Genomic DNA, 23,980 nt, shown 5'->3' with positions numbered 1-23,980 from the left:
CGGCGCGTAGGGCGCGCATCAATCTCGCCGGCCATCGGCCGGCCCCTGCAGCAGAGAGAGCTATGTCCCGGTCCCTTGGTACGCTGACCATCGACGTAATCGCCGAGGTCGGCGGCTTCGCGTCCGGCCTGGACAAGTCCGAGCGCCGGGCGGAGAAGTGGCGCAAGAAGGTCGAGGCCGAGGCGAAGCTGGCTGGTCTGGCGCTCGCCGCTGGCATGACCGCCGCTCTTGCCGGGCTTTCGACGGTAGGCCTGTTGATCGCTCGCAATACCATGAGTGCCGAGCGAGAGGTTGCCCAGCTCGATGCAATCATCCGGTCAACGGGCGGGGCCGCCGGGTATACCCGGCAGCAGCTTCTGGACATGGCCGATACGCTTGCCAGCAAGTCCACATTCAGTGGCGGTGAGATCGTCGAGGCACAGACACGACTGCTGTCCTACTCGGGCATCCTGGCTTCCAACATCCCCCGCGCCATGCAGGCGGTCATCGACCAGTCGGCGCGCCTCGGCATCAGCGTCAGCCAGTCGGCGGAGACCATCGGGCGCGCGCTGGAATCGCCCAGCAAGGCTGCCGCCGCGCTCGCCCAGCAGGGTTTCGGCGCGGCCTTCACCAAGGAGGTGCGCGGCACAATCGACGAGCTCGTCAAAGCCGGCAAGGAAGGCGAGGCCCAGGTGATGATCCTGGAGATCCTTGAGGAATCCTACGCTGGTGCCGCACTGGCAGCACGGGACACCTTCGGTGGTTCGCTGACTGCACTCCGCCACACCATTGACGATCTCACCACTGGTCGTGACGGAAGCCTCGCCGGCGCCACCGCTGCAATCAATTCCTTCATCGACACCCTCAACGACCCTTTGGTCAGGGAGGGGTTCGACGCGATGATTGCAGGTCTCGGATCGATCCTGACGGACTTCGCCACCTATCTGAAGGACGGCACTGAGGTCCGAAACCTCACGGCGTCGATCGCGGACAGCTTCCGGCAGATCAGTGACCTCGGAGGCATCTTCAGTGGGACGATTGAGGGCTTGGACCGTGTTCGTGGCGGTCTGGTCGCAATCGAGAAGCAGGGCAACGCGGTAATGAAGCTGGCGACAGGCCAGTACAGCGGGTTGTTCGGCTCCCAAGGTGGTGGCTGGAGCCAGTTCCTCAAGGACTACCAGACGGGGACCCAGTACGCCGACCGCGGCTGGGCCGCTATGCAACCGAAGCCGGCGCCTACCGTCAGGCTCATCGAGGCCAGCCTGCCGCCGTCCGGCGTTACGGGCGATCCTGCCGCCCGTGCAGCCGCAGCTTCTGCTGCCGCGGCAGCTGCAGATGCCGAGAATGCCAAGAAGCGTCTGGCTGGTCAGCAGCAGCTGGAGCATGCCTATGAGTCCGCCTCGCTGCAGCTGAAACGGCAGATCGAGCTGTTCGACACGAGCGCGGATCGTTCGGGACGTGCTACAGAGCTGCAGCGGCTTAACTTTGATCTTGCGCATGGCGCTCTGAAAGGCCTCAATACCAGCAAGCAGGAGTCTCTTCGCGCGGACGCTCGAAATCTGGACATTCTGCAGGAGCAGAAGAGAGCCAACGAAGCGGCGGCGAAGGCCACTGAGGCGTTCGTCAAGCTGAAGGACGAGCTAAACAAGAAGGACTCGCTCGGCTTGGACCTGGCCCGAGAGCGGTTGAAAACGTTGCAGGCGGCGGCAGCGGCAGGCGCCGCGAACGACCCTGAGTTTGCCAAGGTCGCTGGAAAGGTCATCGAGCAGGTCGGCGGGTCGGGCAGCAGCGAGTATCGCGGCCCGGACGCGCTCTACGGCGGGGCCAGCGGCGAGTTCTCCAAGATCAACAAGGCGGTCGAGGAAGAGAACAAGAAGTACGCGACGCAGCTTCAAGCGTTGGAAGAGTACAGAAAAGCCCGCGCCGACCTGAATGAGGATTGGGATGCTCAGGAGGCGGTGCTGGCGGCTACCCATCAGTCACGGCTTGACGAGCTGGACAAGGCCAGATGGCAGGTTGGCTTGACTGCCGCAGAGCAGGGACTGGCCGGCGTTGCAGGGGTAATGCGTGCCGGTTTCGGCGAGCAATCCGGCATCTACCGGGCCGCATTCGCAATCAGCAAGGCATTTTCGGTCGCAAGGGCCGCACTTGCAGCCAAGGACGCGGTCAGCTCGGCGCTTTCGAGCGGCTTGCCGTTTCCCGCCAACCTGGCGGCGATGGCCGCCGCGGCTGCAGCAGTTGCCAACCTAGTAGGCGAGGTTTCAGCAGTAGGCATGGCCCACGACGGCATCGACAGCGTTCCCGAGACGGGAACTTGGCTGCTGCAGAAGGGCGAGCGGGTCACCACCGCGGCCACCAGCGCCAAGCTGGACGCAACCCTCGACCGCGTGTCCCGCGATTCTGCCGGCGGAGGTCGGGGCGACACCTTTGAGATGAATTTCAACGTGAATGGCTCCATCAGCGAGCGGGAACGGCTGATGCAAGAGCAGACAGTAAGGCGCGCAGTGGCCTTGGCGCGGCAGGACCGTGTAGCGGACACCACATCCGGCACAGGTCCCCAATCACGCGCGATGCGATCGAACTGGAATGTCAGAAGGAAGGTCGGGTAATGGCGCTGATCATGCAGCCGAAGTGGTTGCCCGAACCGCTGCGCGAGGGCTATGGACTTCGCCACGTATCCCCGCAGACGCGGTCCACCTTCGTAAGTGGGCGATCGCTGCCACGGCGGGCCTACACCGCGACCCCGAGCCAGACCGAGGTGCGATGGCTGTTGAACGACCAGCAGGCTGCTCTGTTTGAGAAGTGGTTCCAGGAGCAGCTGTTCGATGGTGTGTCCTGGTTTGCCTGTCGCCTTCGCAGCCCGTTGGGCATGGACTACTACAAGGCGCGTTTCACCGAAATTTACGACGGTCCGACGTTGACCAACAGCAACCTGTGGATGTTCACGGCACAGCTGGAACTGTACCTCCGGCCTCTGCTGGCTGATGGTTGGTCTGAGTACCCGGAAGGCTTCCTGCAGGCCAATGTGATCGACCTGGCCGCAAACAGGGAGTGGCCCCAGCCATGAGCATTCTTGAACGGCTGTACGCGTCCGGGGGCAGCGAGATCGAACACGAAACTCTGGCCATCACCGTCGGTGGCGAGACCCACTACCTGACCAAGGGGTGGGAGGACCTGACTGCAGCGCTGGAAACTGGCCAGACGGTGACCTTCAAGGCCTGCGGTATGGACGTGGCCAAGCCGGCGCGCAACGCCGACGGCGTGCAGGATCTCCGGTTCGCCCTGACCAACATCGATGGCGTGGTGAGCACCAAGATCCGCGCCGCGCTGGCCGCGCGGCAGGAGATGACCGTAACCCTGCGGGTCTACCTGAGCAGCGATCTGCTTGCACCAATCAAGCGCCCGCTCTCGATGGTCATCAAGGGTGGCCAGTGGTCGGCCACCGAGGTCCAGATCACAGCCGGATTCATGAATATCCTCGACACGGCCTGGCCGCGCGACCGCTTCAACCTCTCCAAGCACCCAGGGCTGCGCTACATCTCATGACGATCGACCTTGAAAAGTACCTGGACGTGGTCTGGGTCAGCGGCGGCCGCGTGTTTCCCGAGCTTGACTGCTATGGCGTGGTCAATGAGGTGCGGCGGGATCTTGGGTTGCCGGCGTGGGATGAACACCTGGGCGCCACCCGAGACGATCTGCCCGAGCTGGCTCAGCAGGCGGTTCTGCAGCACGCCGGTAGCGACCTGGTAGAGGGCGCCGTGGCGTTCTGCTACGAGGGCAGCATGGTGACCCACGTCGCAGTGCTGGTGGAGGTAGACGGCCGCATGTGCACGTTGGAATGCAACGACGGCCGCAACGTGACGGTCCTGCCTGTGGCGCGCTTCGAGCGCCGCTTCAACCGTGTGGAGTACTACGCGTGATCCGGGTGTTTCCTTCCCGTATGCCCAGTGAAGCGCTGGAAACCCACCAGCATGGCCGGATGACGGTGGATGGCTGGCTGCGGGCGAACGTACGCGGGTACACCGGAGAGGGTGAGCAGCCGATCGAGCTGGAGGTGGACGGCGCACCGGTTGCGCCAGAGGCTTGGGCAGCCACCTGGATCGACGACGGCAGCGACGTGCGCATCTATCCGGTCCCTCATTACGAGGGCATTGCCGCGGTGATCTACTGGGTTGTGGTTGCGGTGGTGGCTGCGTATGCCATCTACATGGCCAACAATCTGCCTGGTAGTCGAAACGGGCAGGGCGACAGTCTCAGCCTCGACACGGCTCGGGCGAACACCGCGCGGCTCGGGAGCCCGGTCCGGGAGGTTCTGGGGCGATGCCGCGTTTGGGCCGACTACCTGGTCCAGCCGGTTTCCCGCTTCGTAGGCGAGAAGTCCTATCGAACCCACATGTTCGTGTGCGTGGGGAAAGGTCGGCACATCATCCCCGTGGGCTCGGCGCGGCTGGGGAATACGCCTATCAGCTCGTTCGGCAGCGACGTGCAGATGACCATCTACCCACCGGGTGCGGATGTGAGCGGCGACGTGCGCTCCGAGAACTGGGTGAACTCCACGGAGGTGGGCGCAACGGCCTCCGGCACAGCCGGCCTGGATCTGAGCGATACAGCGGACGTGTCCACGGGCATCAACGCTGACTCGGTGACGGTGTCGGGGAACGTGATCACCCTGAACAATGCGACTGTCACCGACGCGAACGGTAACGAGCGCCCGACCAGCTCCGTGCCCAGCAGTTGGGTTGTTGGCGCTGTGCTTACGCTCAAAGTGGCGGCCTCATTCACCGCCACCACCAGCGGCCTTTACTCGATCATCGCCGGCAGCGCTGTGGCGGAGCTGGCGCCCTATGTGGGCATGCCGGTGCTACTGACCTACAACGGCGCTGACTACGCACTGTTCGTGGCCAGCTACGCCGCAGGCTCGCCCGCGGTGCCCGGCGTAGGTGGAAGTGCTGCCCGCGTGACGGGATCGGCCGCGGCGAGCAACTTCGATTTCAGCGGCTCTCCGGTCACCTTCGGAATCAGCTGGCGGGGAACCACCTACAGCGTTGCGCTGGTCGCAAACTACATCACCCTCGGCGTGCTGCTGACCGCCATCAACGACCAGTTGGTGGACAGCGGCTTGGTGGCCACTCAGTCCGGCGGTGTGGTCACGGTTGCGGAGGCGGCCAGCCCGTTTGCTGGTGGGAGCATCACTTACAGCGGCTTGCCGGCCTCGGTCTTCGGCAGCAGCCCAACGTCCACGGCGGGTGTGGCCACGAGCGGTGGAACACCTGCGACACAGCCCCGGGTGACGTTGGCCTATGACGGCCCTACTGGAACTGCTTTCGGTGGTCTGCCGCCTGGCGTGGTGTCGCTGGCAATGTCTCGCGGCCAAAGCGACTATCGAATTGCGGCTGTGGCCGGGCTCACCTTGGCCGTAGAGCGACTGACAGAGGCTGGCGTGGTCGACACGAGCTGGCCAGGCTGGACCAACCGGACGGCCACCGACTACAGCGCCACTGGCTTCCAGGAGGGCGAGGAGTGGCTGGGACCCTTCCTGGTGTGCCCGAACGGCGAAACCACGGATGCGTTCGAGTACGACTTCAACTTCCCCGGCGGCCTCATCTGGTACACAAGCAAGGGCAACAAACGCACGTTCACGGTCAGCATCCGCGTTGGGTATCGGGTGTATGGCTCGGGCGCGCCCTGGACGGTTCGGACTCACACGTACACCGGATACTCCGAAGATGCCGTGGGCTTCACCGAGCGCATCACCCTCGGCGCCCCTGGGCAGGTCGAGGTGCGGGTCAGGCGGGTGACCGAGCGCGGGGGCAATTCGGCACGGGATGCCTGCTACTGGCAGGGCCTGCGAGCGCGGCTGTCGCAGCGGCCGACGCGCTACGACGACCTGACGACCATCGGCCTGACGGTTACCACCGGGACGAAGCTGGCAGCGCAGACCGACCGCCGGTTCAATGTGGAGGCTACACGGCTGTACGACCAGGGCACTGCACGCAGCATCAGCGGCGCCATGATCCACGTCATGCGCTCCCTTGGCCTGCCAGCGGACCAGATCGATACGGACACACTGCAGCATCTGGAAGACACCTACTGGACGCCGCGAGGGGAGTTCTTCGACTTCAGCGCGGAGAAGACCGGCACGAGCGCGTTGGACATGTTGCAGATGGCGGCGCAGGCGGGCATGGGCTACTTCCTACTGATCGATTCGATGTGTTCGGCGGGCCGCGAAGGAGTGAAGGGGTGGCGAGGCGGGATCTCGCCGCAGCGTCAGCTTGAGCCGCTCAGCACGTCGTTCATTTCGCCGGGGCCGGACGACTATGACGGCGTGGACGTGACCTACATCGACGAGGTGACCTGGGCGGCAGAGACGGTGGAATGCCGGCTGCCTGGTGTGACCGAGCCTTGGAAGGTCGAGTCCTACGAACTTCAGGGTGTAGGGACTCGCGATCGCGCGTACCGGATCGGCATGCGGCGCCTGATGAAGCACCAGGGCCAGCGCCTGACCTACAAGACGAAGACCGAGATGATGGGCCTGGTCTACCAGTACGGGGACCGGGTGAAGCTGTTCGATGACATACCCGGGTCGAGCACAACCAGCACGATGATCGAGTCGGCCAGGCTGGACGGTACTCGGCTGCTGATCGAGGTGGGCGAGTACCTGGACTGGAGCTTGCCGGCACCGCGTTGCCTGGTGCGGTTCCAGGACGGCACGCTGTCGAACGTCATCGTGCCCACGCGAGTGGACGACCACCGGCTGACCATCGCCGCCTCGGCGCTGCCGGGAGAGCACGCCTTCAACACCTGGATCATGGACGACCCGACGATTGACCCGCCGGAGCTGATTTTCTGCGACAGCACGCGCGCTGGGTATGACGCCGTGCTGGCCGAACTCACGCCCGGCGAAGACGGCTCGGTTGAGCTGACCGCCCTGCAGTACGACCCCGCCTTCTACCAATACGACGACGCCACCGCGCCGTAGCGCCACTGGAGACGCAGCAACATGACGACCTTCAACACCGGCAATCCGCTGGGTTCGAACTCGCCCAAGGATCTCTACGACAATGCCGAGAACCTGGACAATGGCATCAACGGAACCGCGCTGACCTGGCAGGATCGCCGCGGGGTTACTCGGAAGAGCTGGAATGGCATCGAGACGGATTTTCAGCAGTTCCTCGCTGACGGGAGCACCATCGAGTTCCCCACCTGGGCGGCGGCCAGCGCAGCAGCCGGGGCAGGGCAGATCCCCCTGAACCGCCAGGTGGCGGTGATCGGTGATGGTGGGACCCACACTGACCCGGTTTCCGGGCTGACCGTGAGCAACAGCGGTCGCTACGTGATGGTTGCTGCCGGGTTGCAGTGGCGGGATGCGGATGTGATGTCGCAGAAGGCTGACCGCTATGAGGTTCGCCCAGCGATCAGCCAAGTCGACCCTCTCACTGATGCGGTGCGCTCCGGCATGTACGACGAACTGATCTCGCGCGCGCCGACCGCCATTGTCGCGTCCAGCTTGGGGTATTCGTCCTGGACGCAGGCATTCGATGTTGGCACCGACATCGCGGCCGGTGCCAGTTTCGACGGGGTGCGTGCCCAGCTGCAGCTCGGGGCGGGGACAACTCAACTGCGCATCTCAGTGTGGCGCCGGTCGCTCGCGGTGACTACTCAGGACCGCGCGGGGCCAGGCTTGGCTGGTGACGTGCTGCTGTCCCGCAAATCCGTGCCTGTTTCTGATCTGGGCCTGACCATCGGCTTTGCGGCGCGGGTGTGGGTTCCGATTCCGGTGGTGATCGCCGAGGCTGGCTACACCTACCTGATCACGCTTGATGCGCGAGATGCGTCCGATGCGGCGCTGGGTATGGGTATGGGCTACCTGAGCACCACCGGTCTTTCCCAGCGGCGCATGGGCTACTACCTTTCCACCCCTTCGGCCGGCTTCTGGAGCAACATGGGCGCGGGCTCGGCGATTGCGTGGAGCCTGGGCGCAGCGCAGCTGGTGAAGTCTGCCGACCTGGATGCTCGGGCGACCTCACTGGAAACGTTCCAGGCTGCTATCGATCAGGTGATTCCCAGCGCGCCACAGACAGTGGCCGCCTTGGCGGGCGAGAGTGCTTTCACGCTCCCCACCGGGCGTTACACCTGGGCCATCGGGATCGTCGGTGGACTGGATGTTCCCGTCGGCGTTGTGGCAGATGGAGTGAACGTCCCGCTGATCGTTGAGGCCGGCACAGCGAAGGTTGCAGTATGGCTGTACTCGCGCCCGCGCGGCGCGGCTTGGGAAGTGCAACCGCCGGGGTTCACCGGTGACGTTCTCGTGGCGAGCGCGCAGGGGACGGTAGATGACCTGGGCATCGTACCCGGGGCGCCCTCGATGGCGACGGTGAATTTTCCGCTGTCTCGCTTCACTGTGGAATCCGGAACCATGTACTACCTCGTTGTTGAGGCGCAGGACGCGAGCGGTGCACGGCTCCTCTCGGCGATCACCTATCACAGCGTGGTGGGCTTGGTTACCGATCAGTACCGCAAGTTCTGGCGGAGCGGCCCGGTGTCGTCGTGGTCGAACGGTGCATCGTCGACCACCTACCGGTTTGCCTACGATCTGACCCTCACTGGCTACCAGCTAGATCAAGATGAAGTCGGTGCCGACGTTTGGCTGGGTGACCAGATTCTTGAGGCGACAGCGCGCTGGCACGGCACCGAGCTTCGAGTAAAGGGCATTGCAGTGCGCAGCGGTGGCAAGCGCACCTTGGACGCCACTGTGACCCTGGCTGCGCTGACCGGCGGCAGTGTCACCGATGAGCCGCTCACGCTACGGCCGGCGGCCGGAACTGCCAAAACCTGGAGCTACATGCGGGATCGTGTAGCACATGCCGCCCTGACCGGGGTTACCGTGAAGGATGCCGCCACCGGTGGCACCTTGGGCGTGGACACCGACTACTGGGTGATCCCGGCGCTGGGCGCGTTCTCCCTTCCTGGCACCAGTGGTGCGGAAAGGGCGGTACTGGTCAGCTACAGCTGGAAGGCGCGGCGTTACGACTTGGTTGTCTACACCCCGCTTACCGGTGCCGTTTCAGTGATCACGGGCACGGAGCGGGTGCGAGACGCCAGCGAGTTTGTACCAGCGGCCGGTGTCGGTCAGCTGCCGCTCTTCGCGATCGACGCCGAGGCCAGGGTGATCCTGCCGCTTTGGGACAATGCCCCGGAAGGCGTGAAGCGGCAGTCGCTTGCGGAGTTCCGCGCTGAGCTTGCACGTAACCGGAAGCTGCTCAAGTCGGCACTGCGCAAGTTGCGGCAGGGCCTGCCGATCAAGGTGTTGGCCTACGGCGATAGCAACTTCGCGCAGATGGGTGGCCCCTACAGCCTCGCTGCTGTGCGTTCGTCAGCCAATACCGTGTTCCATGACCGCACCAAGGATGTGGGCGGGTTGCTGGCAAACCCGCCGTATGGCGCGGATGTGCTGGCCACGGTTCCGGTGTACGACACGGGCGACGGGGCTGGGGCAGTGCACACCCGGTTCGGCATGGTCTGGGAGCTGGTTCGTTCCATCCAAGCGGGATACGGCAGCGCCGTGACGCTGAGCAATCGGAGCATCCCCGGCACCACCTCCGCAAATGGGACCTACCAAGGGCAGGACAGCGTCAGGCTGGCTGCGGCAGTGGCCGACGTGGGCGCCGGCGATCTGGTGCTTGTGGGGTTTGGTCAAAACGAGCTGGGCCAGGCATCGACCCGAGCAAACATCATCGCGATTTGTCAGGCATTCCAAGAAGTCGGTGCCGCGGTGGTGGTGGTTGGTTGCTTCCGGCCGAACGCCAACGATCTGAACACTGTTCACACCTATGGAAACTGGCGCTACACCCAGCGTGCACTCCGTGAGGCGGCATTTGCATGTGGGGTAGCGTATGTCTCGACCGAAATGCTCTATGACGATGCGGTGCAGGGCGCCATGGGGCTGTCGGCCAACGACTTCAGCGCAGCGACCTTCGATGTACATCCAGGTCCCCGGGAGCACCGTCTGCTGGGCGTGCGCCTTGCGTCTTGGCTGGACTGAAAAGGCAGTGGGCCGAGTCAGACTCGGCCCTGCTTCATTCCACCTGGAGCAAAAGATCCGAGCGGTTGTTACGTGGGGTGTTCACCGCGCGGCTGACGCGGTAGGCCTCCATCGCGGGCGCCTCGCTTGCCAGCAGCATGGCCATGGCATCGTCGGGGCTGGCCGCCATCCACTCATCGAGCTGGCCGGCCTGCAGCCAGACCGGCATGCGGTCGTGGATATCGGCCGAGACGCCGCTGCTGTCGCCGGTGATGATGGTGAAGGTGCCCAGGTTGCCGTTGGGCAGCAGGGGACTGGTGTCCTCCCACAGGCCGGCGGCCAGCAGCGGCCCGGTGGCGTGGATGAACCATGGGTCTTTCTTCTCGTCGATCGGGCTCACCGACCATTCGAAGTAGCCGGCCATGGGGATCACGCACCGGCGCTTCTTGAACGCTGACCGGAAGGCGGGCTTGGTGGCCACCGTCTCGATGCGGGCGTTGATGGTCGAGCCCTGCAGCCCCTTTGCCTTGGCCCAGAACGGCAGCAGGCCCCAGGCCATCCGGGTTACCTGCCGGCCTTCGCCACGGTCCAGGATCACCGATGCGCGCTGTGTCGGCGCCAGGTTGTAGCTGGGCTGGATCTCGGCCAGGCCGAGGGCAAGGTCAGCCAGCCCCGGCTGGCCGAAGTCGATCACGGGGAGCTGGACGAAGCGGCCGCACATACTAGTAGGGTAGACCTCCCATGTTAGTTCGATGTATTGGGATGTCCTGACTCTGAATCCAGTCGCGCTCACCTAGCTGGGAAACAAGGCTAGTTCCTCTGCCTTTTCCTCGATTGCATCCAGAATCTGTGCAACTTTCGCCTCTGCGTGAAGGAAAACGGGTTCGACCTCTAGCCCTTCCAGGCCCTCAATGTCGCCGAACCTTAGGCTCACACCAAACTGCATCTCTCCGATGGAAACTTCGGAGTCTGCATCGACCTCTGCAATCATCAACTCACCTCGGTCTTCGTTCCACGGCCCCAAGATGCTGCCCGAGCCGTTGAGCACAATCTGGCTAATGGTTGCGCTGGAAATAGGCGTTGGAAACGCGATGGTCACACGGTGCTTGCTGTGGTTGGCCACGGCATTGACCGCCCACAAGAGTTTGTCGCCGTCGAGCCGGGGCTGGAATCCGAGAATCGCAGCAAAGATCTCCTTTGGGATCTCCCGGCTTATTCCAGTCAGCCTCCCAGCAAGTTCTTGCTCTGTTTCACCGAAGGGGAATGCGCACTTCTTGCCACTTTTACCAGCTGCCTTGGCAACGGCATAGCACGCTTGGTCAAGAGCCTTTCGCAGCTCCTCGAACGCGTCGTTTACCGTCGCGCCGACCACGAGTGGCGTTCTCTTTGTCCTTCTTAGTACAGTTGTGCGTTTTCCGTTTCCCGGATCAGTTTCGGTAATTAATGAGAAGGCGCCGGAGTTGGCGTGTTGCTCAACCTGGACTCGGATATCACGAAATCGGACATTTGCGCGCGCAAGGTGATACCGCGGGCTCTCCATTGGATGCACATTGTAAATTCCATTTTTCATTGGTCAGGGATTCGATCTGTGGGTTGAACGTAAGTGCGAACACAATTGTCAGTGATCGTGCATCGATTTAGTCCTATACCTGCTCAGTATGGATCATTGAGCGGGAGCTCCAGTGTGTCGCCCTTCTTGGGGAGTACCTGGTCGACCATCTTCACGTATCTCTGCCAACCATGCCCGCTAGCGATCGCCAGGCGCTGGAACATGATCAGCGAATGGAGATGCTGGGCAAGAAGGGGGTGGCCGACGTCATCCGATAGCCACTGATGCAGTTTATTGGGCCGTACGCCACTCTCGTTCTTAGGTGAGCGCATTTCCAGCTCCTTAAGAACACCAGTCCCGAGTCGGTCATAGACCAAGTCGCGAGTGTAGTGCGCAACGACACTGAAGCGGTTCTTCTTCATGCCGGGCCAAGTCCAGCCCTTTAGCTTGTAGATGTTTTCGTAGAACTCGTCCGGAAAACGCTTGCTCCAGGCGGCAAGTTCCTTTCGAAGAACTGCATCCAAGTATTGCTGCAGTGCGTCGCGCGGCCTGACTTCCTGGTAGCCCGTGGCTTCGTCAACCAGGGCGATGATGCCTAGCTGCGAAAGTGCGCGGACAAGGACCTCTGCCTGCTGAGCGACGACGAGCTGCGTAGCGGTAAGCGCCTTGGCCTCGCGAGCGCGCAGGTAGATGTCGCACACAGCCGGGAGTGCCTCGGCCCGGAAAGCTTCTGAGACGACCCCCTTCGTGCTACGCACTTCGGTCCCGGTCAGAATTTCCTTCAAGTCGTTGTTTATAAAGGGGTGGAGGTTGCCGGCCTCGATAAATACCGGCAATTCGGTCCCGGTGTATTTACGGCCTCTCCATGGGCGCTTGAGGGCCTTCATGATCCCTCGCGTGCTGATGTAACGGTTGCCATCCTCAAGCACGTAGCAAGGGATAGGAACGCCAGCGATGGTCAAGGTCCCCTCATGGGTCGCTTTCTTAGCTCCTCCCCATCGCGCTTCTGCCGCTTTCTTGGCAATTTCAGAGCGCTTGCTTTCAGAAAGAGCAGTAGCCCTGGCCTTGCCACCCGCAGATTGAGGGCTTTCGGCAGATTCTTCATTCATAGCAAGCACTCCTTTGTTTGATGCTTGCAATATGCATCAGCAAGCATCTGAGCGCAACATGCATGCTAAGAGGGGCTGGCCTTGGATTGAAGGCCGAATGATTCAGGCAGATGGCCCGCGCGTCCGCAGGATATTCGCGACAGGCGGCACCCTTTCTACGAGCACCAGCTGGCTGCGTAGGGAGAACCCCGAACGTCAGTGGGTGGTTGCCCGATAGTGCCCAGACGCCGGCGCTGGCATTCTGACTGTGCCGGATCCGGGGCCGCAGGCAGCTCAACCCGGGGGCGCGTGAGCAGCGCCGCGCCGGCACAGAGTCGAGTCAGGCTCGACTCTCCGATTCGGGCAAATTGACGATTTCGTCAAATCGCCGATGCAGTGCTTAACAACTCCTTCCTCGAACCGTTCAGGCAGGTCGCTGCCACGTTCGCAGGATCTGCGACGGCCGGTCGTATCCTTCCGGCCATGCATTCCTCCCACGGCTTCCGCACCGCTCCGATTCCCTCTGGCTGGGTCCAGACGGGTGAGCGCTGGGCGCTTTGGTACAACGGCCGCGAGACGGCCAGCGTCACGCCCGACGGCGGCCCCGGGGTGCGCCTTTGGATGGAAGGCCAGAAGATGTGGCATGTGAAGCAAGTCCGCGCCGCCAACGTCCGGCAGGCGAAGCGCTACGCCGAGCGCTGGTGTGCGGCCAGGCTCTATCCCGATCTGCCCCTGCGCCAAGCCGTGGCGCGGCTGACGGACAGCACCCCGATCCAGCCGGAGCCGCCGCTGCCCGGCCTGCCGCCAACCCGCGAGCAGCGGCAACAGGCTCGGCGCTTGGCCGAGGCTGGGGCGAAGGAGATCGAGCGGATCAAGGCAGCACTCGAACCGCGTAAGCCGCCGGCGGAGACGAAACCTCGAGCGAGGGACGTCCGCACCAAGGCGTGGGTGAGGGCAGGGCTGCAGCAGATGCGACGCGGTGTGTAGCGAGAGAGAGAATGAAGAAAAAAGGCGGAGCCGGACGATTCACGACTCCATTACGCCATTTTCTTTGAAACCCTTCTGCCGCAAGGGTCTTTGGTGCCGGTGAAAGGACTCGAACCTTCATGGGGTCACCCCCGGCTGATTTTGAGTCAGCTGCGTATACCATTCCGCCACACCGGCAGGCAGCGTGCGAGTGTAACCGAGGTCGGCACGGCTTTCATAGTGGGGAGGCCGATCGGGGCGCGTCCTGTCGGCTTCGGCCCTGTCATGGCTATACTGCGTCGGCTTGAATGCCTCCAGGAGCGGTAGCCGATGACAGTGTTGCAGGACCTGAGGGTGCTGGTGGTCGAGAACGACGAGATGAGTGCCGCACTGCTGCAGATGCAGCTGGTGCATGCCGGTGCGACGGTGGTGGGGCTGGCCGCGAGCGTGGCTGAAGCGCTGCGCCTGCTGCAGGCGTCGACCCCGGACGTGGCCCTGCTCGATTACCGCCTGGCCCGCAATGAGACCAGCGAGCCGGTGGCTGCGGCACTGTCGGCGCGCGGAGTGCCGTTCGTGCTGGCCACCGGGATGCAGGCCGAGCAGCTGCCCGAGCCGATGCTGGCCGGCGTGCTGCTGGTCAAGCCCTATCTCTCGGCAGATCTGAGCCAGGCGCTGGTACGCGCAGTGGGCCGCGCCAGCGCCAGCGCCTGATTGGCGCGTGCTGAAGCGGTGGGCGTATCCTGCCCGGGCCTGAATGCTCAGGCCTACAAGGAGAGTGGCATGAAGAAGTGGATCAAGCGCATGGTAGCTGCGGGTGTCCTTTCGATGGCGGTCTTCGGTGGTACGGCCTCTGCTGCGTGGTGTGGCCAGCCCTGTTTCCAGCTCTACAAGAGCTGCATCGCGCGGGGTGGAGAGGTCGAACAATGCCTGCAGGAACAGGCCTTCTGCGAAGAGGCGATGTGCGGCGGCAATCCCTGATCCATGAACCCCGCCCAGGCGGGGTTTTTCATCTGTGCGCGGTGTTCAGCCCGCTTCTTCGTATACGTAGCGGATCTCCTCGCGGTCGTCGAGGATGCGGTACTGCCGCGCCAGGTCATCCGGATCGGGATTGAGCCAGGCATCGAGGTGTTCCTTGCGGATGGGAACGACGCCGCGGTCATGGCCCGCAGCGGCGACGTCGTGCGGAGGCGTGTCGGTGATCGTGGCAAATGACAGGAGGCGACCTTCCGGTCCTTCCCATTCCGCCCACAGGCAGGCCAGCAGCAGGTCGCGCGGGGGATCGGGCCGGAACTCCAGCACCACGTCCTGATCCTTCTCATCGGCACCCAGCGTACGGCAGGCGATGGCGTGGCGTGGCACGTGCTCATAGAACGCCTGCACCACCACCACGCCGTGGCGCAGCCCGAACGCACCGCGCCAATAGCCTTCCAGGCTGTCGCGCCGCGCGTTGTAGGTGCCCGGATATAGCACGTCGTTGCGCGCAGGCTTGTCCGGCAGCCGGCACTGGTAGCGCATCGGCTTGATCACGCGTTTGCCGCTCTCGCTGACCATCACCGGTGCGTAGGTACCGGGGAAAATACGGTTGTCGCGCGGCAGCAGCTGCACCCGGTGCAGATCTTCCAGCCGAGCCTGCGCACGATCGATGCGGTTGCCGGCCACGCGCAGGTCGTTGCGTGCCTTCTGGGTGGGGCGGGTCGCCAGCGTGGCATTGGCAATATCGCGTCGCTCGCGCTGGCGGGCCAGCTCCGCTTCCAGATCCTGGCGTTCCTGCGCATGCCACTGCTGGATTTTCGCGACGATGTCGCGGCCCTGCTCGGTGCGCTCGCCGGCGAAGCCGTCATCCATCGCCTTGGGAGTTCTGGGGCGCTTCTTGCCAGGATCGTGCGCGTACAGCTCCGCGAATTCTTCCAACGACAGGATGGCGCCGAACTCGCGCACCAGCTTGGCGTAGTCGGCGCGGATGAGGGCGGAATAGCACATGGGAACTCTGCGGGCGTGGGTCGCAGCAGCTGCGACATGGATGAGGCAGGATAGCCCGACCTACAGGGAGATAGCGCATGAATGATTCCGTCGCCTGCCAGTTCCGCGACGCCGTGCCCACGGTCGAAGACTATTGCCAGCTGCGTGTGCTGGCGGGCCTCAGTGCCAAGAGCCAGGAGGCGGCGGCACGCGCGCTGCCCAATACCCTGTATGGAGTGTGTGCCTACCAGGGTAACGAGCTGGTGGCGATGGGGCGCATCGTCGGCGATGGGGGCTGCCACCTGCAGGTCTGCGATATCGCTGTGTTGCCGCGCCTGCAGGGTCAGGGCCTGGGCAAGGAAGTGATGCGTCGCCTGGAGGGCTGGATGCAGGCGAACCTGCCGCCGTCGGCATACGTCAGCCTTCTGGCGGATGGTGAAGCGCACCGGTTGTACGCGCAGTTTGGTTTCGCACCCACCGCACCTGCATCGATCGGGATGTATCGCCGGTTCTGAGGTGTGGCCGAGTTGAAGCCATCCACGCATGGCGTGGATCTACTGGGCCAACCGGCCGCCGGATCCATCCCGGCCCTGCAGTAGATCCGCGCCATGCGTGGATAGGGCCTTCCCAGGAATCACAGGCAAAGAAAAACCCCGGCCGAAGCCGGGGTTTTAAAGAATTGGCGTCCCCACGGGGATTCGAACCCCGGTCGCCACCGTGAAAGGGTGATGTCCTAGGCCTCTAGACGATGGGGACGCACGAAAACTTCAAGTTGTAGATCCTTCGACGGCCTAATGTCGAAGTGGTGGAGCCAAGCGGGATCGAACCGCTGACCTCCTGCATGCCATGCAGGCGCTCTCCCAGCTGAGCTATGGCCCCAATGAAACTCCGGATGATCTGCCGGGAGCAGAGTCCGTTTTGAAACTGGCGTCCCCACGGGGATTCGAACCCCGGTCGCCACCGTGAAAGGGTGATGTCCTAGGCCTCTAGACGATGGGGACGCACGAAAAACTTCAAGTTGTAGAACTTTCGACGGCCTAATGTCGAAAGTGGTGGAGCCAAGCGGGATCGAACCGCTGACCTCCTGCATGCCATGCAGGCGCTCTCCCAGCTGAGCTATGGCCCCGTGTTACCGAGCCGCCTATCATACCTGCGTGTTCACGTTTGTGGAAGCTTTTTTTGAGCTTTTTTCGTTCCGGTTCAACCGCGGCCACGAGGGCAGGGGAACCGCAACGCCACAACCTGAATGCCGGTAGGCGGTGAACAAAAAAGACCCGGTTATCGGCCGGGTCCTCGTTGTTCGTGATGAGTGGCGTCCCCACGGGGATTCGAACCCCGGTCGCCACCGTGAAAGGGTGATGTCCTAGGCCTCTAGACGATGGGGACGCAATTCTCATCAATGTTCTTTAGCGACCTTTCGACGGCCTAATGCCGAAAGATTGGTGGAGCCAAGCGGGATCGAACCGCTGACCTCCTGCATGCCATGCAGGCGCTCTCCCAGCTGAGCTATGGCCCCACGTCGCTGAGGAGCGAAATAATAGCCTTGCCCCAGGGGGTTGGCAAGCATTTGTTGCACTTTTCTTCACGTGCGTTGCGAAGCCGATGTCAGTCGCCTTTCGCCTGTGCAGTGTCGTCGGTCAGTGCCGCCAGGATCGGGCACTGGTCCAGCGCGCCGTGACCTGGGCAGGCGTCGACCAGCAGCGAAAGTGCAGTGTGCATGCGTTGCAGCTCCGCCATCCGCTGTGCGATGTCCTGCAGGCGCGCCTGCGCGGTGTCGCGCACGCTGCCCATGTCCTGCGAATGGCGATCGCTCAATGCGAGCAGCTCGCCGATCTCTTCAAGGCTGAAGCCCAGCGCCTTGGCGCGGCGGATGAATCGCAGCCGGCGCAGGTCCTGCTCGCCGAAGATGCGGTAGCCACCCGCCGAGCGGGCCGCGGTCGGCAGCAGCTGCTGTCGTTCGTAGTAGCGCACCGTATCGATCGGTACGCCCGCCTGGCGGGCCAGTTGTCCAATGTTCATGGCGGATTCCTGCAGGGGCTGCCGACCATTGTGAAGCCTGGAGTCTGGTCGAGAGTCAAGGCTTGGCCCGGGTGCGCGCATTCAGCGCACTTTGCAACTTTCTTCATAGCCCCGCCGATGGACCAGTTCCTACCCTTCGCCTGAACCGGCCGTTCGATGGCCTGCAACGAACCGAGGAGGTGGTCTGTGGAAGGATTCAGGAACGAAGGATTCGTCGAGATCGCGGTGGTTGAATACCCGGGAGGTGATCCGTCTGCCGCCTCCGTACTGGCCGAAATGGCGCACGTTGCCAATCGCCTTGCCCAGCAGCAGCGTCGGCCGTTCAAGCGGGTGCTGGTCACCCGCTGGATCGTGCCGGCCAGCCAGACCGGGGTGCATCGTATTGCGGGTGCGGAAATGCTCGATGCGGCCATCCCGGCTGTGATCGCGGTTCCCGGCCAGATCAGTGCCGGCGCGTGCCTGCGCGCGGACGAGGTCCTGCTGGACTGGCTGCGTGCGCACTATGATGGCGGCAGTCTGCTGGCCGCCGCCAGTGATGGCGTCAGCGTGCTGGCACGTGCCGGGTTGCTGGCCGGGCGTACGGTCAGTGGCCCCGATCTCGGGCGCCATCCAGGCCTGCAGGCGCAGGCCGCGAGCTGGGTGCCGAGCGAGCGGGCGCTGGTGGATGACGGTGACCTGCTGACGGTCGGTGGGGCCCAGGCCTGGCGCTTCCTTGGCCTGCGATTGTTGTACCGGCTGCACGGGCAGGGCGTGGCCAGTGCGGTCGCACAGCAACTGGGCATCACCGTGCCCGCCACGATCCAGCAGGACCTGGAGCGCTTCAGCGCCAACTTCGCACATGGCGATCGTGATGTGCTGAAGGCACAGCGCTGGCTGCACACCACGGCGGCACGCGGCGCCACCCTTGCCGCGATCTGCGAGGTCTCCGGGCTGGAGCCGCGCACACTGCAGCGGCGGTTCCTCAAGGCCACCGGCCTGCGGCCGATCGAATACTGCCAACGGCTGCGCATCGCCAAGGCGCAGACCCTGCTGCAGCAGGGGGCGGGTATCGATGAGGTGGCGTGGGGTGTCGGCTACGCTGATCAGAGTGCTTTCCGCCGGCTGTTCCTGCGCATCGTTGGCATGACGCCGGCCAACTATCGGCGTCACGTCAGCAGCAAGCGTCGCGAGCGGCCCTTGATGCCGTCGGTGGCAGGCAGCCTGCGCGGGCTGCAATCGCCGTCGGTGATGCAACTGGGGCGCAGCGCGGCCTGATGTCGGCGGCATCGTCGCGCTTGCAACCGGAGCGCGACACTTCGACCATGCAGTCAGTGGACGATTGAACAGGTGGTCTGATGTCGAGCGTTGGGCCGGTGCCGATGCCGGTGGTGTTGATTCTCGTGTGCGTAGTGATTGCCATGGCCGTGGCACGTCTATGGCCACGCAGGAAGGACGGCGTGCCGCTGCCTTCTGCACCCAGCATGGTTCTGGACATGCTGCTGGTGGGCCTGCTGTGTGGTCGCATCAGCTTCGTGGCCTTGAACTTCGCGCTGTATCGCGAGGCGCCGTGGAGCATTCTGCAGATTGCCGATGGTGGCTACCACCTGGTGGTTGTCCTGGTTGCGGGATCGGCATGGGGGCTGTGGCGGGTGCGCCCATGGCGGGCGTTGCGCGCCCCGGTGCTGGGCGCAGCGTTGGCGGGTGTGCTGCTATGGGCGGGCGGCAGTCAGCTGCTGTCCGCATGGCAGGAGCGGCAGATGCCCTTGCCGGTACTGCAGGTTGCTGATCTGCAGGGGGGCAGGGTTGATCTGCAGCAGTTCCGGGGAAAACCGCTGGTGCTGAATCTCTGGGCGACCTGGTGCGGGCCCTGCCGGCGCGAGATGCCGGTCCTGGCTGCGGCGCAGCAGGCGCATGCGGACGTGCAGTTCGTGTTCCTCAACCAGGGTGAAACCCTTGAGGAGGTCCAGGGTTTCGTTGCGCGCGAACGGCTCCTGCTGGGCAACGTATTGCTGGACGATGACGCTGCGGCATCCACGGTACTGGGCGTGCAGGCCTATCCCTCGACCCTGTTCTTCGACGCCGAAGGGCGCCTGCGTGAACTGCACCTGGGCGAACTGACGGCAGCCGGTCTTGAACACAAACTGCGCCGGCTGCGGTAGCCTGCGCGGGCATCTCACTACGGAGTTCCCATGTTGTCGACTTCCCTGCGCACCGCCCCTGCGGTGCTGTTGCTGCCGGTCCTGCTGGCATTGGCCGCCTGCAGCCAGGCACAGACGCCACCGGGCAAGACCGCCGCGGCACCGGCAGCGAGCGCCACAGCCACGGCCAACAAGGGCGATCGTCCTGCGGTGCTGAAGGGCATCGAGAAGCATGGTTTCGAGGTCGTCGCAGAATTCGATGCCCCCGGTGGCCTGCGGGGCTTCGCTGGCGTGGTCGGCGGCCAGCAGCCGGCAGCGGCCTATGTCACCGCTGATGGCAAGCACGTACTGGTCGGCAGCCTGTTCGATGCGGAGGGCAACGATGTAGCCGCTGAGGCCGTTGAAAAGCTGGTGGCTTCGCCGATGTCGGCCAAGATGTGGACCAAGCTGGAAGCCAGCGCCTGGGTGCGTGATGGCAAGGCCGATGCGCCGCGCGTGGTCTACACCTTCAGCGATGCCAACTGCCCGTACTGCCACAAGTTCTGGGAAGCGGCACGGCCGTGGGTCGATGCCGGCAAGGTGCAGCTGCGTCACATCATGGTCGGCGTGATCCGCGAGGACAGCCCGGCCAAGGCCGCGGCGATCCTTGCCGCGCGTGACCCGAGCGCAGCGCTGCTGCAGAACGAGCACGATTTTGATCGCGGTGGCATCAAGGCGCTGCCGAACATCAGCCGCGAGATCGCTGGCAAGCTCGACGCCAATCAGGTGCTGATGATCGAGATGGGCTTCCAGGGCACACCGGGCATCCTGTTCCAGGACGCACAGGGCCAGGTGCAGCGTCGTGCGGGTCTGCCGCAGGGTGCCGATCTGCAGACGGTGCTTGGCCCGCGCTGAGTGGCGCCAGCCCCATGAAACACTGCGCAGGCCCGCATGGCAGCATGCGGGCCTGTCGCATTCCATGGCGGGCATTGCGGTTGCGGGCCCGCGCAACAGTGGTTCATCGTCACGTCTGAATCGTGACTGACATCAAGCATCCCGCCTTGATTCCAATCAAGGCCAAAAACGACAGGCGGATTAGCCTGTGACGCATGGAATACAGCGTCAATGCGCGATGGATGCCGCGCTCGCCACGCCCTGATCAGGGTCGGCTGGCACAGCCATTCACGACACTCTCACTCTGTGCTTGTTACCCAGACCGCTGCGGTCGCCACCTCTCTGGCAGCGCGGCCTTGATGGCGTCGACATCGGTGCGGGCAGGACAGTGTCATCGTCCTGTTGCCTGCCATGCGCAGGCTGGCCGGTGTCGTCGACGCAGTATCCGCATTTCCAGCAACGGCAGCACGAGGCCGGAGTGGCGCATGCGTGCGTCCCGTCTGCGTGCTGCGAACAGGGGTCGTCCAGGGAGGATGCAATGCGCGTGGCGGTACTGAGCCTGGCCTGTGTGACAGCACTGGCGATCACGCCGGCGTATGCACAGGTGGATGACAAGGAGGACGCGCAGGCGCTGCGTCGTGAGATTGCGGTCATGCGGCAGGCACTGGAGGGCATGCAGCAGCGGTTGGACCGCCTTGAGCAGCGCGACGCAACCGTTGCGCCTGCTACTGCACAGGCACCCGCCCCCGTGGTCGCGCCTGCCAGTACTGCCAACCTGCTGCACCCCACCCAGGTACCGGGCGTGGCACAGCCGGTGCTGCCGCAGCGCGAATCGGTGGCCGATCCGTCCACCGCCGCGTCGCGACCGGACAGTGCGGCCGGCCCGACCGATCCGGACCTGAAGGGCTTCTTCGCCATTCCGGGTACTGACACGGTGATCCGCATCGGCGGCTACGCCAAGCTCGATGCCATCGCCGATTCGCGTGCAGCGGGGGATGAGGATCAGTTCATTCCCTCGTCGATGCCGGTCGGTGGCAGTCATCGTGATGTCTCGAACTTCAACATCCATGCCAAGCAGACCCGCTTCAGTTTCGAGGCGCGGCGTCCGACCACGCACGGCAACCTGCGCTTCTATCTGGAGAACGACTTCTTCGGCAGTAGTGACGGCTACGAATTCCGGCTGCGCCATGCCTATGGCCAGCTCGGCAATACCTACGCCGGCTATGGCTATTCCAGTTTCATGGATCCGGACAGCCTGCCCGACACATTGGATTTCGCAGGTCCCGGCGGTGCCGGCTACCTGCTGGTGGCAGGCATCCACCACAGCTTTGCGATGGGCAAGGGCAACACCCTGACCGTCGCCGCCGAAGATCCGAAGACCGAACTGGCCGGCGCCAGCGATGAGCGAGCGGCAGTGAACCGCCTGCCCGACGTGACGGTGACCGCGCGCATGGAGCGCGACTGGGGCCACCTGCAGCTGGGTGCGGTGGCACGCAGCCTGGCCTATGACGGCGATGGCGAGCGCGACCGGCGTATGGCCGGTGGCCTGCAACTCAGCGGTTCGGCCTCGGTGGGCGAGCGCGACCTGCTGCTGTTCGGTGCCCTCGGCGGGCGCGGCCTCAGCCGTTACACCGCCGACCTGACCGGCTCCGGGCTGGACGCGGTGGTCGGTGCCGATGGCCGCCTTGATGCGCTGGACCTGCACGGTGGGTTCGTTGGCTACACCCACTACTGGTCCGAGCTGTGGCGTTCGAACCTGATCTTCGGCCAGCTGACCCTGGAGCGGAATGCTGCATTGGCAGCCGACGCATTCCGTCAGAGCCGCTACGGCGTGTTCAACCTGATCTGGAGCCCGGCACCGTCGTGGACGATGGGCATGGAGCTGCTGTACGGCCGCCTGGAACAGCAGAGCGGCGCGCGCGGCGACACGGTCCGGGTGCAGGGCAGTCTGCAATACAACTTCATCAAATAGGCGCCAGCGGTCGTACGCCAGCGTAACCGTCCCCACGCCCGGTTGTACCGGGCTCATGCCAGTACAGGAGATTGTCATGGCAGAAGCAAAGAAAATCGGGGTGGTCGGAGCCACCTTCCTCGTCGCCGGCAACATGATGGGCTCAGGCGTGTTCCTGTTGCCGTCCAGTCTGGCCAAGATCGGCACCGCCTCGATCTGGGGCTGGCTGATCACCACCGCCGGTGCGCTGCTGCTGGCCTTCGTGTTCGCCAAGCTGGGCAAGCTGGCACCGAAGGCCGGCGGTCCCTATGCCTATGCGCGTGACTGGTTCGGGCCCTACATGGGCTTCCAGACCAATACCATCTACTGGTTCGCCAACTGGATCGGCAACGTCGCCATTCCTATCGCGGCGGTGGGCTACTTCAGCTACTTCTTCCCGATCCTGTCCGAGCCGCTGGTGCGCTGCATCGCGGTGCTTGTGCTGGTGTGGGCGCTGAGCTTCGCCAACATGATCGGCCCGGCCTTCGTCAGCCGCGTGCAGACGGTCACCACCAGCTTCGCGCTGGTGCCGATCCTGGGTATTGCCATCTTCGGCTGGTTCTTCTTCGATGCCGACATCTTCAAGGGCGCCTACAACGTGTCCGGTGAATCCAACTTCGGCGCGATCTCCAGTGCCGCGGCACTGACCCTGTGGGCCTTCATCGGCGTCGAATCCGCTTCGGTGACTGCCGGCGTGGTGGAGAATCCGGAAAAGAACGTGGCCCGCGCCACCCTGGCGGGTGTGTTCCTGGCCGCGATCGCCTACATCGCCAGTTCCTCGGTGATCATGGGCATGGTGCCCAATGGCGAGCTGCAGACCTCCGATGCGCCGTTCGCACTGGCTGCCGCCAAGGCCGTCGGTGGCTGGGGTGGCGCGCTGGTGAGCCTGTGTGCCTTCATCGGCGCTGCCGGTTCGCTGGGCGGCTGGATCCTGCTGACCGCACAGAGTGCCAAGGCGGCCTCCGATGATGGCCTGTTCCCGAGCATCTTCAGCAAGACCAACAAGGACGACGTGCCGGTCAAGGGCGTGCTGATCGTGGCGGTGCTGATGACCCTGGCGGTGCTGGTCACCTCCACCTCGGAAACCGCGTCGGCCCAGTTCGACGTGATCACATCGGCGGCGGTGGTGCTGACCCTGCTGCCCTACATCTACTCGTGCGTGGCCTGCTACTTCGTGGTCGAGCGTTCGCACACCCTGGTTCACACCGGTGCGTTCTGGACACTGACCAGCCTGACCGTCGTGTACTGCCTGTGGGCGATCTACGGCTCGTCGGGAACCATCGTGCAGTACGCCTTCCTGTTCGTGCTGTTCATCACCGTGTTCTATCCCTTCTTCAGCGAGGAGCGCCGCCAGCAGCGGCAGCGCGCCCGCGAGGCATCGGCCATCAGCGCCGGCGCCCAGCGTTCCTGAGTTAGTCA

General features: G+C 64.1%; 20 protein-coding genes and 7 tRNA genes. 15 read left to right on the top strand and 12 right to left on the bottom strand.

All coding sequences use genetic code 11. From position 1 onward, the window contains the following. Positions 1-62: 62 nt before the first annotated feature. The 6 genes from ACSYAO_RS12740 to ACSYAO_RS12715 are packed head-to-tail and all read left to right on the top strand — an operon-like array spanning position 63 to position 10,021. Entirely contained in the window at positions 63-2,588 is a 2,526-nt protein-coding gene (locus ACSYAO_RS12740) for a phage tail length tape measure family protein (RefSeq protein ID WP_440565624.1), read from the top strand. Then, positions 2,588-3,046: a hypothetical protein gene (locus ACSYAO_RS12735; RefSeq protein WP_440565622.1), complete on the top strand. Its 459-nt coding sequence runs from the start codon at positions 2,588-2,590 to the stop codon at positions 3,044-3,046. The genes ACSYAO_RS12740 and ACSYAO_RS12735 overlap by 1 nt, the downstream gene beginning before the upstream one ends. Continuing rightward, positions 3,043-3,525, top strand: coding sequence for a DUF1833 family protein (locus ACSYAO_RS12730; protein WP_329894409.1), 483 nt, complete (start codon positions 3,043-3,045; stop codon positions 3,523-3,525). The genes ACSYAO_RS12735 and ACSYAO_RS12730 overlap by 4 nt, the downstream gene beginning before the upstream one ends. Beyond that, the gene (locus tag ACSYAO_RS12725; protein ID WP_329810717.1) at positions 3,522-3,899 is read left to right on the top strand and encodes a nitrite transporter; all 378 of its coding nucleotides are present in this window, start codon (positions 3,522-3,524) and stop codon (positions 3,897-3,899) included. The genes ACSYAO_RS12730 and ACSYAO_RS12725 overlap by 4 nt, the downstream gene beginning before the upstream one ends. Next, on the top strand, positions 3,896-6,958 hold the full coding sequence (locus ACSYAO_RS12720; protein ID WP_440565619.1) for a host specificity factor TipJ family phage tail protein: 3,063 nt from the start codon (positions 3,896-3,898) through the stop codon (positions 6,956-6,958). The genes ACSYAO_RS12725 and ACSYAO_RS12720 overlap by 4 nt, the downstream gene beginning before the upstream one ends. 21 nt (positions 6,959-6,979) lie before the next feature. Further along, positions 6,980-10,021, top strand: coding sequence for a hypothetical protein (locus ACSYAO_RS12715; RefSeq protein WP_440565617.1), 3,042 nt, complete (start codon positions 6,980-6,982; stop codon positions 10,019-10,021). A 34-nt stretch (positions 10,022-10,055) separates the two neighbouring features. On the opposite strand, the gene ACSYAO_RS12710 is transcribed toward ACSYAO_RS12715, so the two are convergent. The 3 genes from ACSYAO_RS12710 to ACSYAO_RS12700 all read right to left on the bottom strand — a co-directional run bounded on the left by ACSYAO_RS12710 (position 10,056) and on the right by ACSYAO_RS12700 (position 12,658). Then, entirely contained in the window at positions 10,056-10,721 is a 666-nt protein-coding gene (locus ACSYAO_RS12710) for an SOS response-associated peptidase (protein ID WP_440566983.1), read from the bottom strand. A 72-nt stretch (positions 10,722-10,793) separates the two neighbouring features. Then, a complete protein-coding gene (locus tag ACSYAO_RS12705) occupies positions 10,794-11,570 on the bottom strand; it encodes a hypothetical protein (protein ID WP_440565615.1) in 777 nt (258 codons plus the stop codon). 83 nt (positions 11,571-11,653) lie between these two features. Continuing rightward, the gene (locus ACSYAO_RS12700; RefSeq protein ID WP_440565613.1) at positions 11,654-12,658 is read right to left on the bottom strand and encodes a P63C domain-containing protein; all 1,005 of its coding nucleotides are present in this window, start codon (positions 12,656-12,658) and stop codon (positions 11,654-11,656) included. A 462-nt stretch (positions 12,659-13,120) separates the two neighbouring features. On the opposite strand from ACSYAO_RS12700, the gene ACSYAO_RS12695 reads away from it, so the two are divergent. After that, positions 13,121-13,624, top strand: a complete 504-nt coding sequence (locus tag ACSYAO_RS12695) for a hypothetical protein (RefSeq protein WP_440565611.1) — start codon at positions 13,121-13,123, stop codon at positions 13,622-13,624. 91 nt (positions 13,625-13,715) lie between these two features. Here ACSYAO_RS12695 and ACSYAO_RS12690 read toward each other — a convergent pair. Further along, positions 13,716-13,801 (bottom strand) — tRNA-Leu (locus ACSYAO_RS12690). A 132-nt stretch (positions 13,802-13,933) separates the two neighbouring features. Here ACSYAO_RS12690 and ACSYAO_RS12685 point away from each other — a divergent pair. Both ACSYAO_RS12685 and ACSYAO_RS12680 read left to right on the top strand, forming a co-directional pair. Next, positions 13,934-14,314: a response regulator gene (locus tag ACSYAO_RS12685; protein ID WP_032129385.1), complete on the top strand. Its 381-nt coding sequence runs from the start codon at positions 13,934-13,936 to the stop codon at positions 14,312-14,314. Between the two features lie 69 nt (positions 14,315-14,383). Beyond that, positions 14,384-14,581 (top strand): hypothetical protein, encoded by a 198-nt coding sequence (locus tag ACSYAO_RS12680; protein ID WP_010484956.1) that lies wholly within the window; start codon positions 14,384-14,386, stop codon positions 14,579-14,581. 45 nt (positions 14,582-14,626) lie between these two features. Here the strand turns inward: ACSYAO_RS12680 and ACSYAO_RS12675 are convergent, their stop codons facing one another. Further along, complete coding sequence (locus tag ACSYAO_RS12675; RefSeq protein WP_440565609.1) at positions 14,627-15,583, bottom strand: SOS response-associated peptidase family protein; 957 nt, start codon at positions 15,581-15,583, stop codon at positions 14,627-14,629. 77 nt (positions 15,584-15,660) lie between these two features. On the opposite strand from ACSYAO_RS12675, the gene ACSYAO_RS12670 reads away from it, so the two are divergent. Next, on the top strand, positions 15,661-16,077 hold the full coding sequence (locus tag ACSYAO_RS12670; protein ID WP_010484960.1) for a GNAT family N-acetyltransferase: 417 nt from the start codon (positions 15,661-15,663) through the stop codon (positions 16,075-16,077). 165 nt (positions 16,078-16,242) lie between these two features. Here ACSYAO_RS12670 and ACSYAO_RS12665 read toward each other — a convergent pair. From ACSYAO_RS12665 to ACSYAO_RS12635, 7 genes are all read right to left on the bottom strand, one after another. Next, a tRNA-Glu gene (locus tag ACSYAO_RS12665) sits at positions 16,243-16,318 on the bottom strand. 47 nt (positions 16,319-16,365) lie between these two features. Beyond that, positions 16,366-16,441: transfer RNA gene (locus ACSYAO_RS12660), tRNA-Ala, on the bottom strand. Positions 16,442-16,487: 46 nt separating this feature from the next. Beyond that, positions 16,488-16,563: transfer RNA gene (locus ACSYAO_RS12655), tRNA-Glu, on the bottom strand. Between the two features lie 49 nt (positions 16,564-16,612). Beyond that, positions 16,613-16,688 (bottom strand) — tRNA-Ala (locus tag ACSYAO_RS12650). Between the two features lie 184 nt (positions 16,689-16,872). Further along, positions 16,873-16,948: transfer RNA gene (locus tag ACSYAO_RS12645), tRNA-Glu, on the bottom strand. A 54-nt stretch (positions 16,949-17,002) separates the two neighbouring features. Then, a tRNA-Ala gene (locus ACSYAO_RS12640) sits at positions 17,003-17,078 on the bottom strand. An 89-nt stretch (positions 17,079-17,167) separates the two neighbouring features. Further along, complete coding sequence (locus tag ACSYAO_RS12635) at positions 17,168-17,581, bottom strand: heavy metal-responsive transcriptional regulator (RefSeq protein ID WP_049461605.1); 414 nt, start codon at positions 17,579-17,581, stop codon at positions 17,168-17,170. Between the two features lie 186 nt (positions 17,582-17,767). On the opposite strand from ACSYAO_RS12635, the gene ACSYAO_RS12630 reads away from it, so the two are divergent. From ACSYAO_RS12630 to adiC, 5 genes are all read left to right on the top strand, one after another. Continuing rightward, the gene (locus ACSYAO_RS12630; protein WP_032129381.1) at positions 17,768-18,835 is read left to right on the top strand and encodes a GlxA family transcriptional regulator; all 1,068 of its coding nucleotides are present in this window, start codon (positions 17,768-17,770) and stop codon (positions 18,833-18,835) included. Positions 18,836-18,915: 80 nt separating this feature from the next. Continuing rightward, positions 18,916-19,719 carry a TlpA disulfide reductase family protein gene (locus ACSYAO_RS12625; protein WP_049461604.1) on the top strand — a complete coding sequence of 268 codons (804 nt, stop codon included), beginning with the start codon at positions 18,916-18,918 and terminating at the stop codon, positions 19,717-19,719. A 30-nt stretch (positions 19,720-19,749) separates the two neighbouring features. Beyond that, positions 19,750-20,592 (top strand): thiol:disulfide interchange protein DsbG, encoded by an 843-nt coding sequence (dsbG, locus tag ACSYAO_RS12620; RefSeq protein WP_049422839.1) that lies wholly within the window; start codon positions 19,750-19,752, stop codon positions 20,590-20,592. 517 nt (positions 20,593-21,109) lie between these two features. Beyond that, positions 21,110-22,543 carry a DcaP family trimeric outer membrane transporter gene (locus tag ACSYAO_RS12615; RefSeq protein ID WP_049461603.1) on the top strand — a complete coding sequence of 478 codons (1,434 nt, stop codon included), beginning with the start codon at positions 21,110-21,112 and terminating at the stop codon, positions 22,541-22,543. A gap of 76 nt (positions 22,544-22,619) precedes the next feature. Then, positions 22,620-23,972: an arginine/agmatine antiporter gene (gene adiC / locus ACSYAO_RS12610; RefSeq protein ID WP_006461445.1), complete on the top strand. Its 1,353-nt coding sequence runs from the start codon at positions 22,620-22,622 to the stop codon at positions 23,970-23,972. Positions 23,973-23,980 lie beyond the last annotated feature (8 nt).

Origin of the sequence: Stenotrophomonas sp. STK16_22, from assembly GCF_051984505.1 — a bacterium.
Classification (GTDB): Bacteria; Pseudomonadota; Gammaproteobacteria; order Xanthomonadales; family Xanthomonadaceae; genus Stenotrophomonas; species Stenotrophomonas maltophilia_A.
This window is presented reverse-complemented; position numbering and strand designations above follow the sequence as displayed.

What these genes read in the sequence shown, in the direction of transcription:
- ACSYAO_RS12740 (WP_440565624.1), top strand. Translation starts at nt 63, where the DNA reads ATGTCCCGGTCCCTTGGTACGCTGACCATCGACGTAATCGCCGAGGTC.
- ACSYAO_RS12735 (WP_440565622.1), top strand. Translation starts at nt 2,588, where the DNA reads ATGGCGCTGATCATGCAGCCGAAGTGGTTGCCCGAACCGCTGCGCGAG.
- ACSYAO_RS12730 (WP_329894409.1), top strand. Translation starts at nt 3,043, where the DNA reads ATGAGCATTCTTGAACGGCTGTACGCGTCCGGGGGCAGCGAGATCGAA.
- ACSYAO_RS12725 (WP_329810717.1), top strand. Translation starts at nt 3,522, where the DNA reads ATGACGATCGACCTTGAAAAGTACCTGGACGTGGTCTGGGTCAGCGGC.
- ACSYAO_RS12715 (WP_440565617.1), top strand. Translation starts at nt 6,980, where the DNA reads ATGACGACCTTCAACACCGGCAATCCGCTGGGTTCGAACTCGCCCAAG.
- ACSYAO_RS12710 (WP_440566983.1), bottom strand. Translation starts at nt 10,721, where the DNA reads ATGTGCGGCCGCTTCGTCCAGCTCCCCGTGATCGACTTCGGCCAGCCG.
- ACSYAO_RS12705 (WP_440565615.1), bottom strand. Translation starts at nt 11,570, where the DNA reads ATGAAAAATGGAATTTACAATGTGCATCCAATGGAGAGCCCGCGGTAT.
- ACSYAO_RS12700 (WP_440565613.1), bottom strand. Translation starts at nt 12,658, where the DNA reads ATGAATGAAGAATCTGCCGAAAGCCCTCAATCTGCGGGTGGCAAGGCC.
- ACSYAO_RS12695 (WP_440565611.1), top strand. Translation starts at nt 13,121, where the DNA reads ATGCATTCCTCCCACGGCTTCCGCACCGCTCCGATTCCCTCTGGCTGG.
- ACSYAO_RS12685 (WP_032129385.1), top strand. Translation starts at nt 13,934, where the DNA reads ATGACAGTGTTGCAGGACCTGAGGGTGCTGGTGGTCGAGAACGACGAG.
- ACSYAO_RS12680 (WP_010484956.1), top strand. Translation starts at nt 14,384, where the DNA reads ATGAAGAAGTGGATCAAGCGCATGGTAGCTGCGGGTGTCCTTTCGATG.
- ACSYAO_RS12675 (WP_440565609.1), bottom strand. Translation starts at nt 15,583, where the DNA reads ATGTGCTATTCCGCCCTCATCCGCGCCGACTACGCCAAGCTGGTGCGC.
- ACSYAO_RS12670 (WP_010484960.1), top strand. Translation starts at nt 15,661, where the DNA reads ATGAATGATTCCGTCGCCTGCCAGTTCCGCGACGCCGTGCCCACGGTC.
- ACSYAO_RS12635 (WP_049461605.1), bottom strand. Translation starts at nt 17,581, where the DNA reads ATGAACATTGGACAACTGGCCCGCCAGGCGGGCGTACCGATCGATACG.
- ACSYAO_RS12625 (WP_049461604.1), top strand. Translation starts at nt 18,916, where the DNA reads ATGTCGAGCGTTGGGCCGGTGCCGATGCCGGTGGTGTTGATTCTCGTG.
- dsbG (WP_049422839.1), top strand. Translation starts at nt 19,750, where the DNA reads ATGTTGTCGACTTCCCTGCGCACCGCCCCTGCGGTGCTGTTGCTGCCG.
- ACSYAO_RS12615 (WP_049461603.1), top strand. Translation starts at nt 21,110, where the DNA reads ATGCGCGTGGCGGTACTGAGCCTGGCCTGTGTGACAGCACTGGCGATC.
- adiC (WP_006461445.1), top strand. Translation starts at nt 22,620, where the DNA reads ATGGCAGAAGCAAAGAAAATCGGGGTGGTCGGAGCCACCTTCCTCGTC.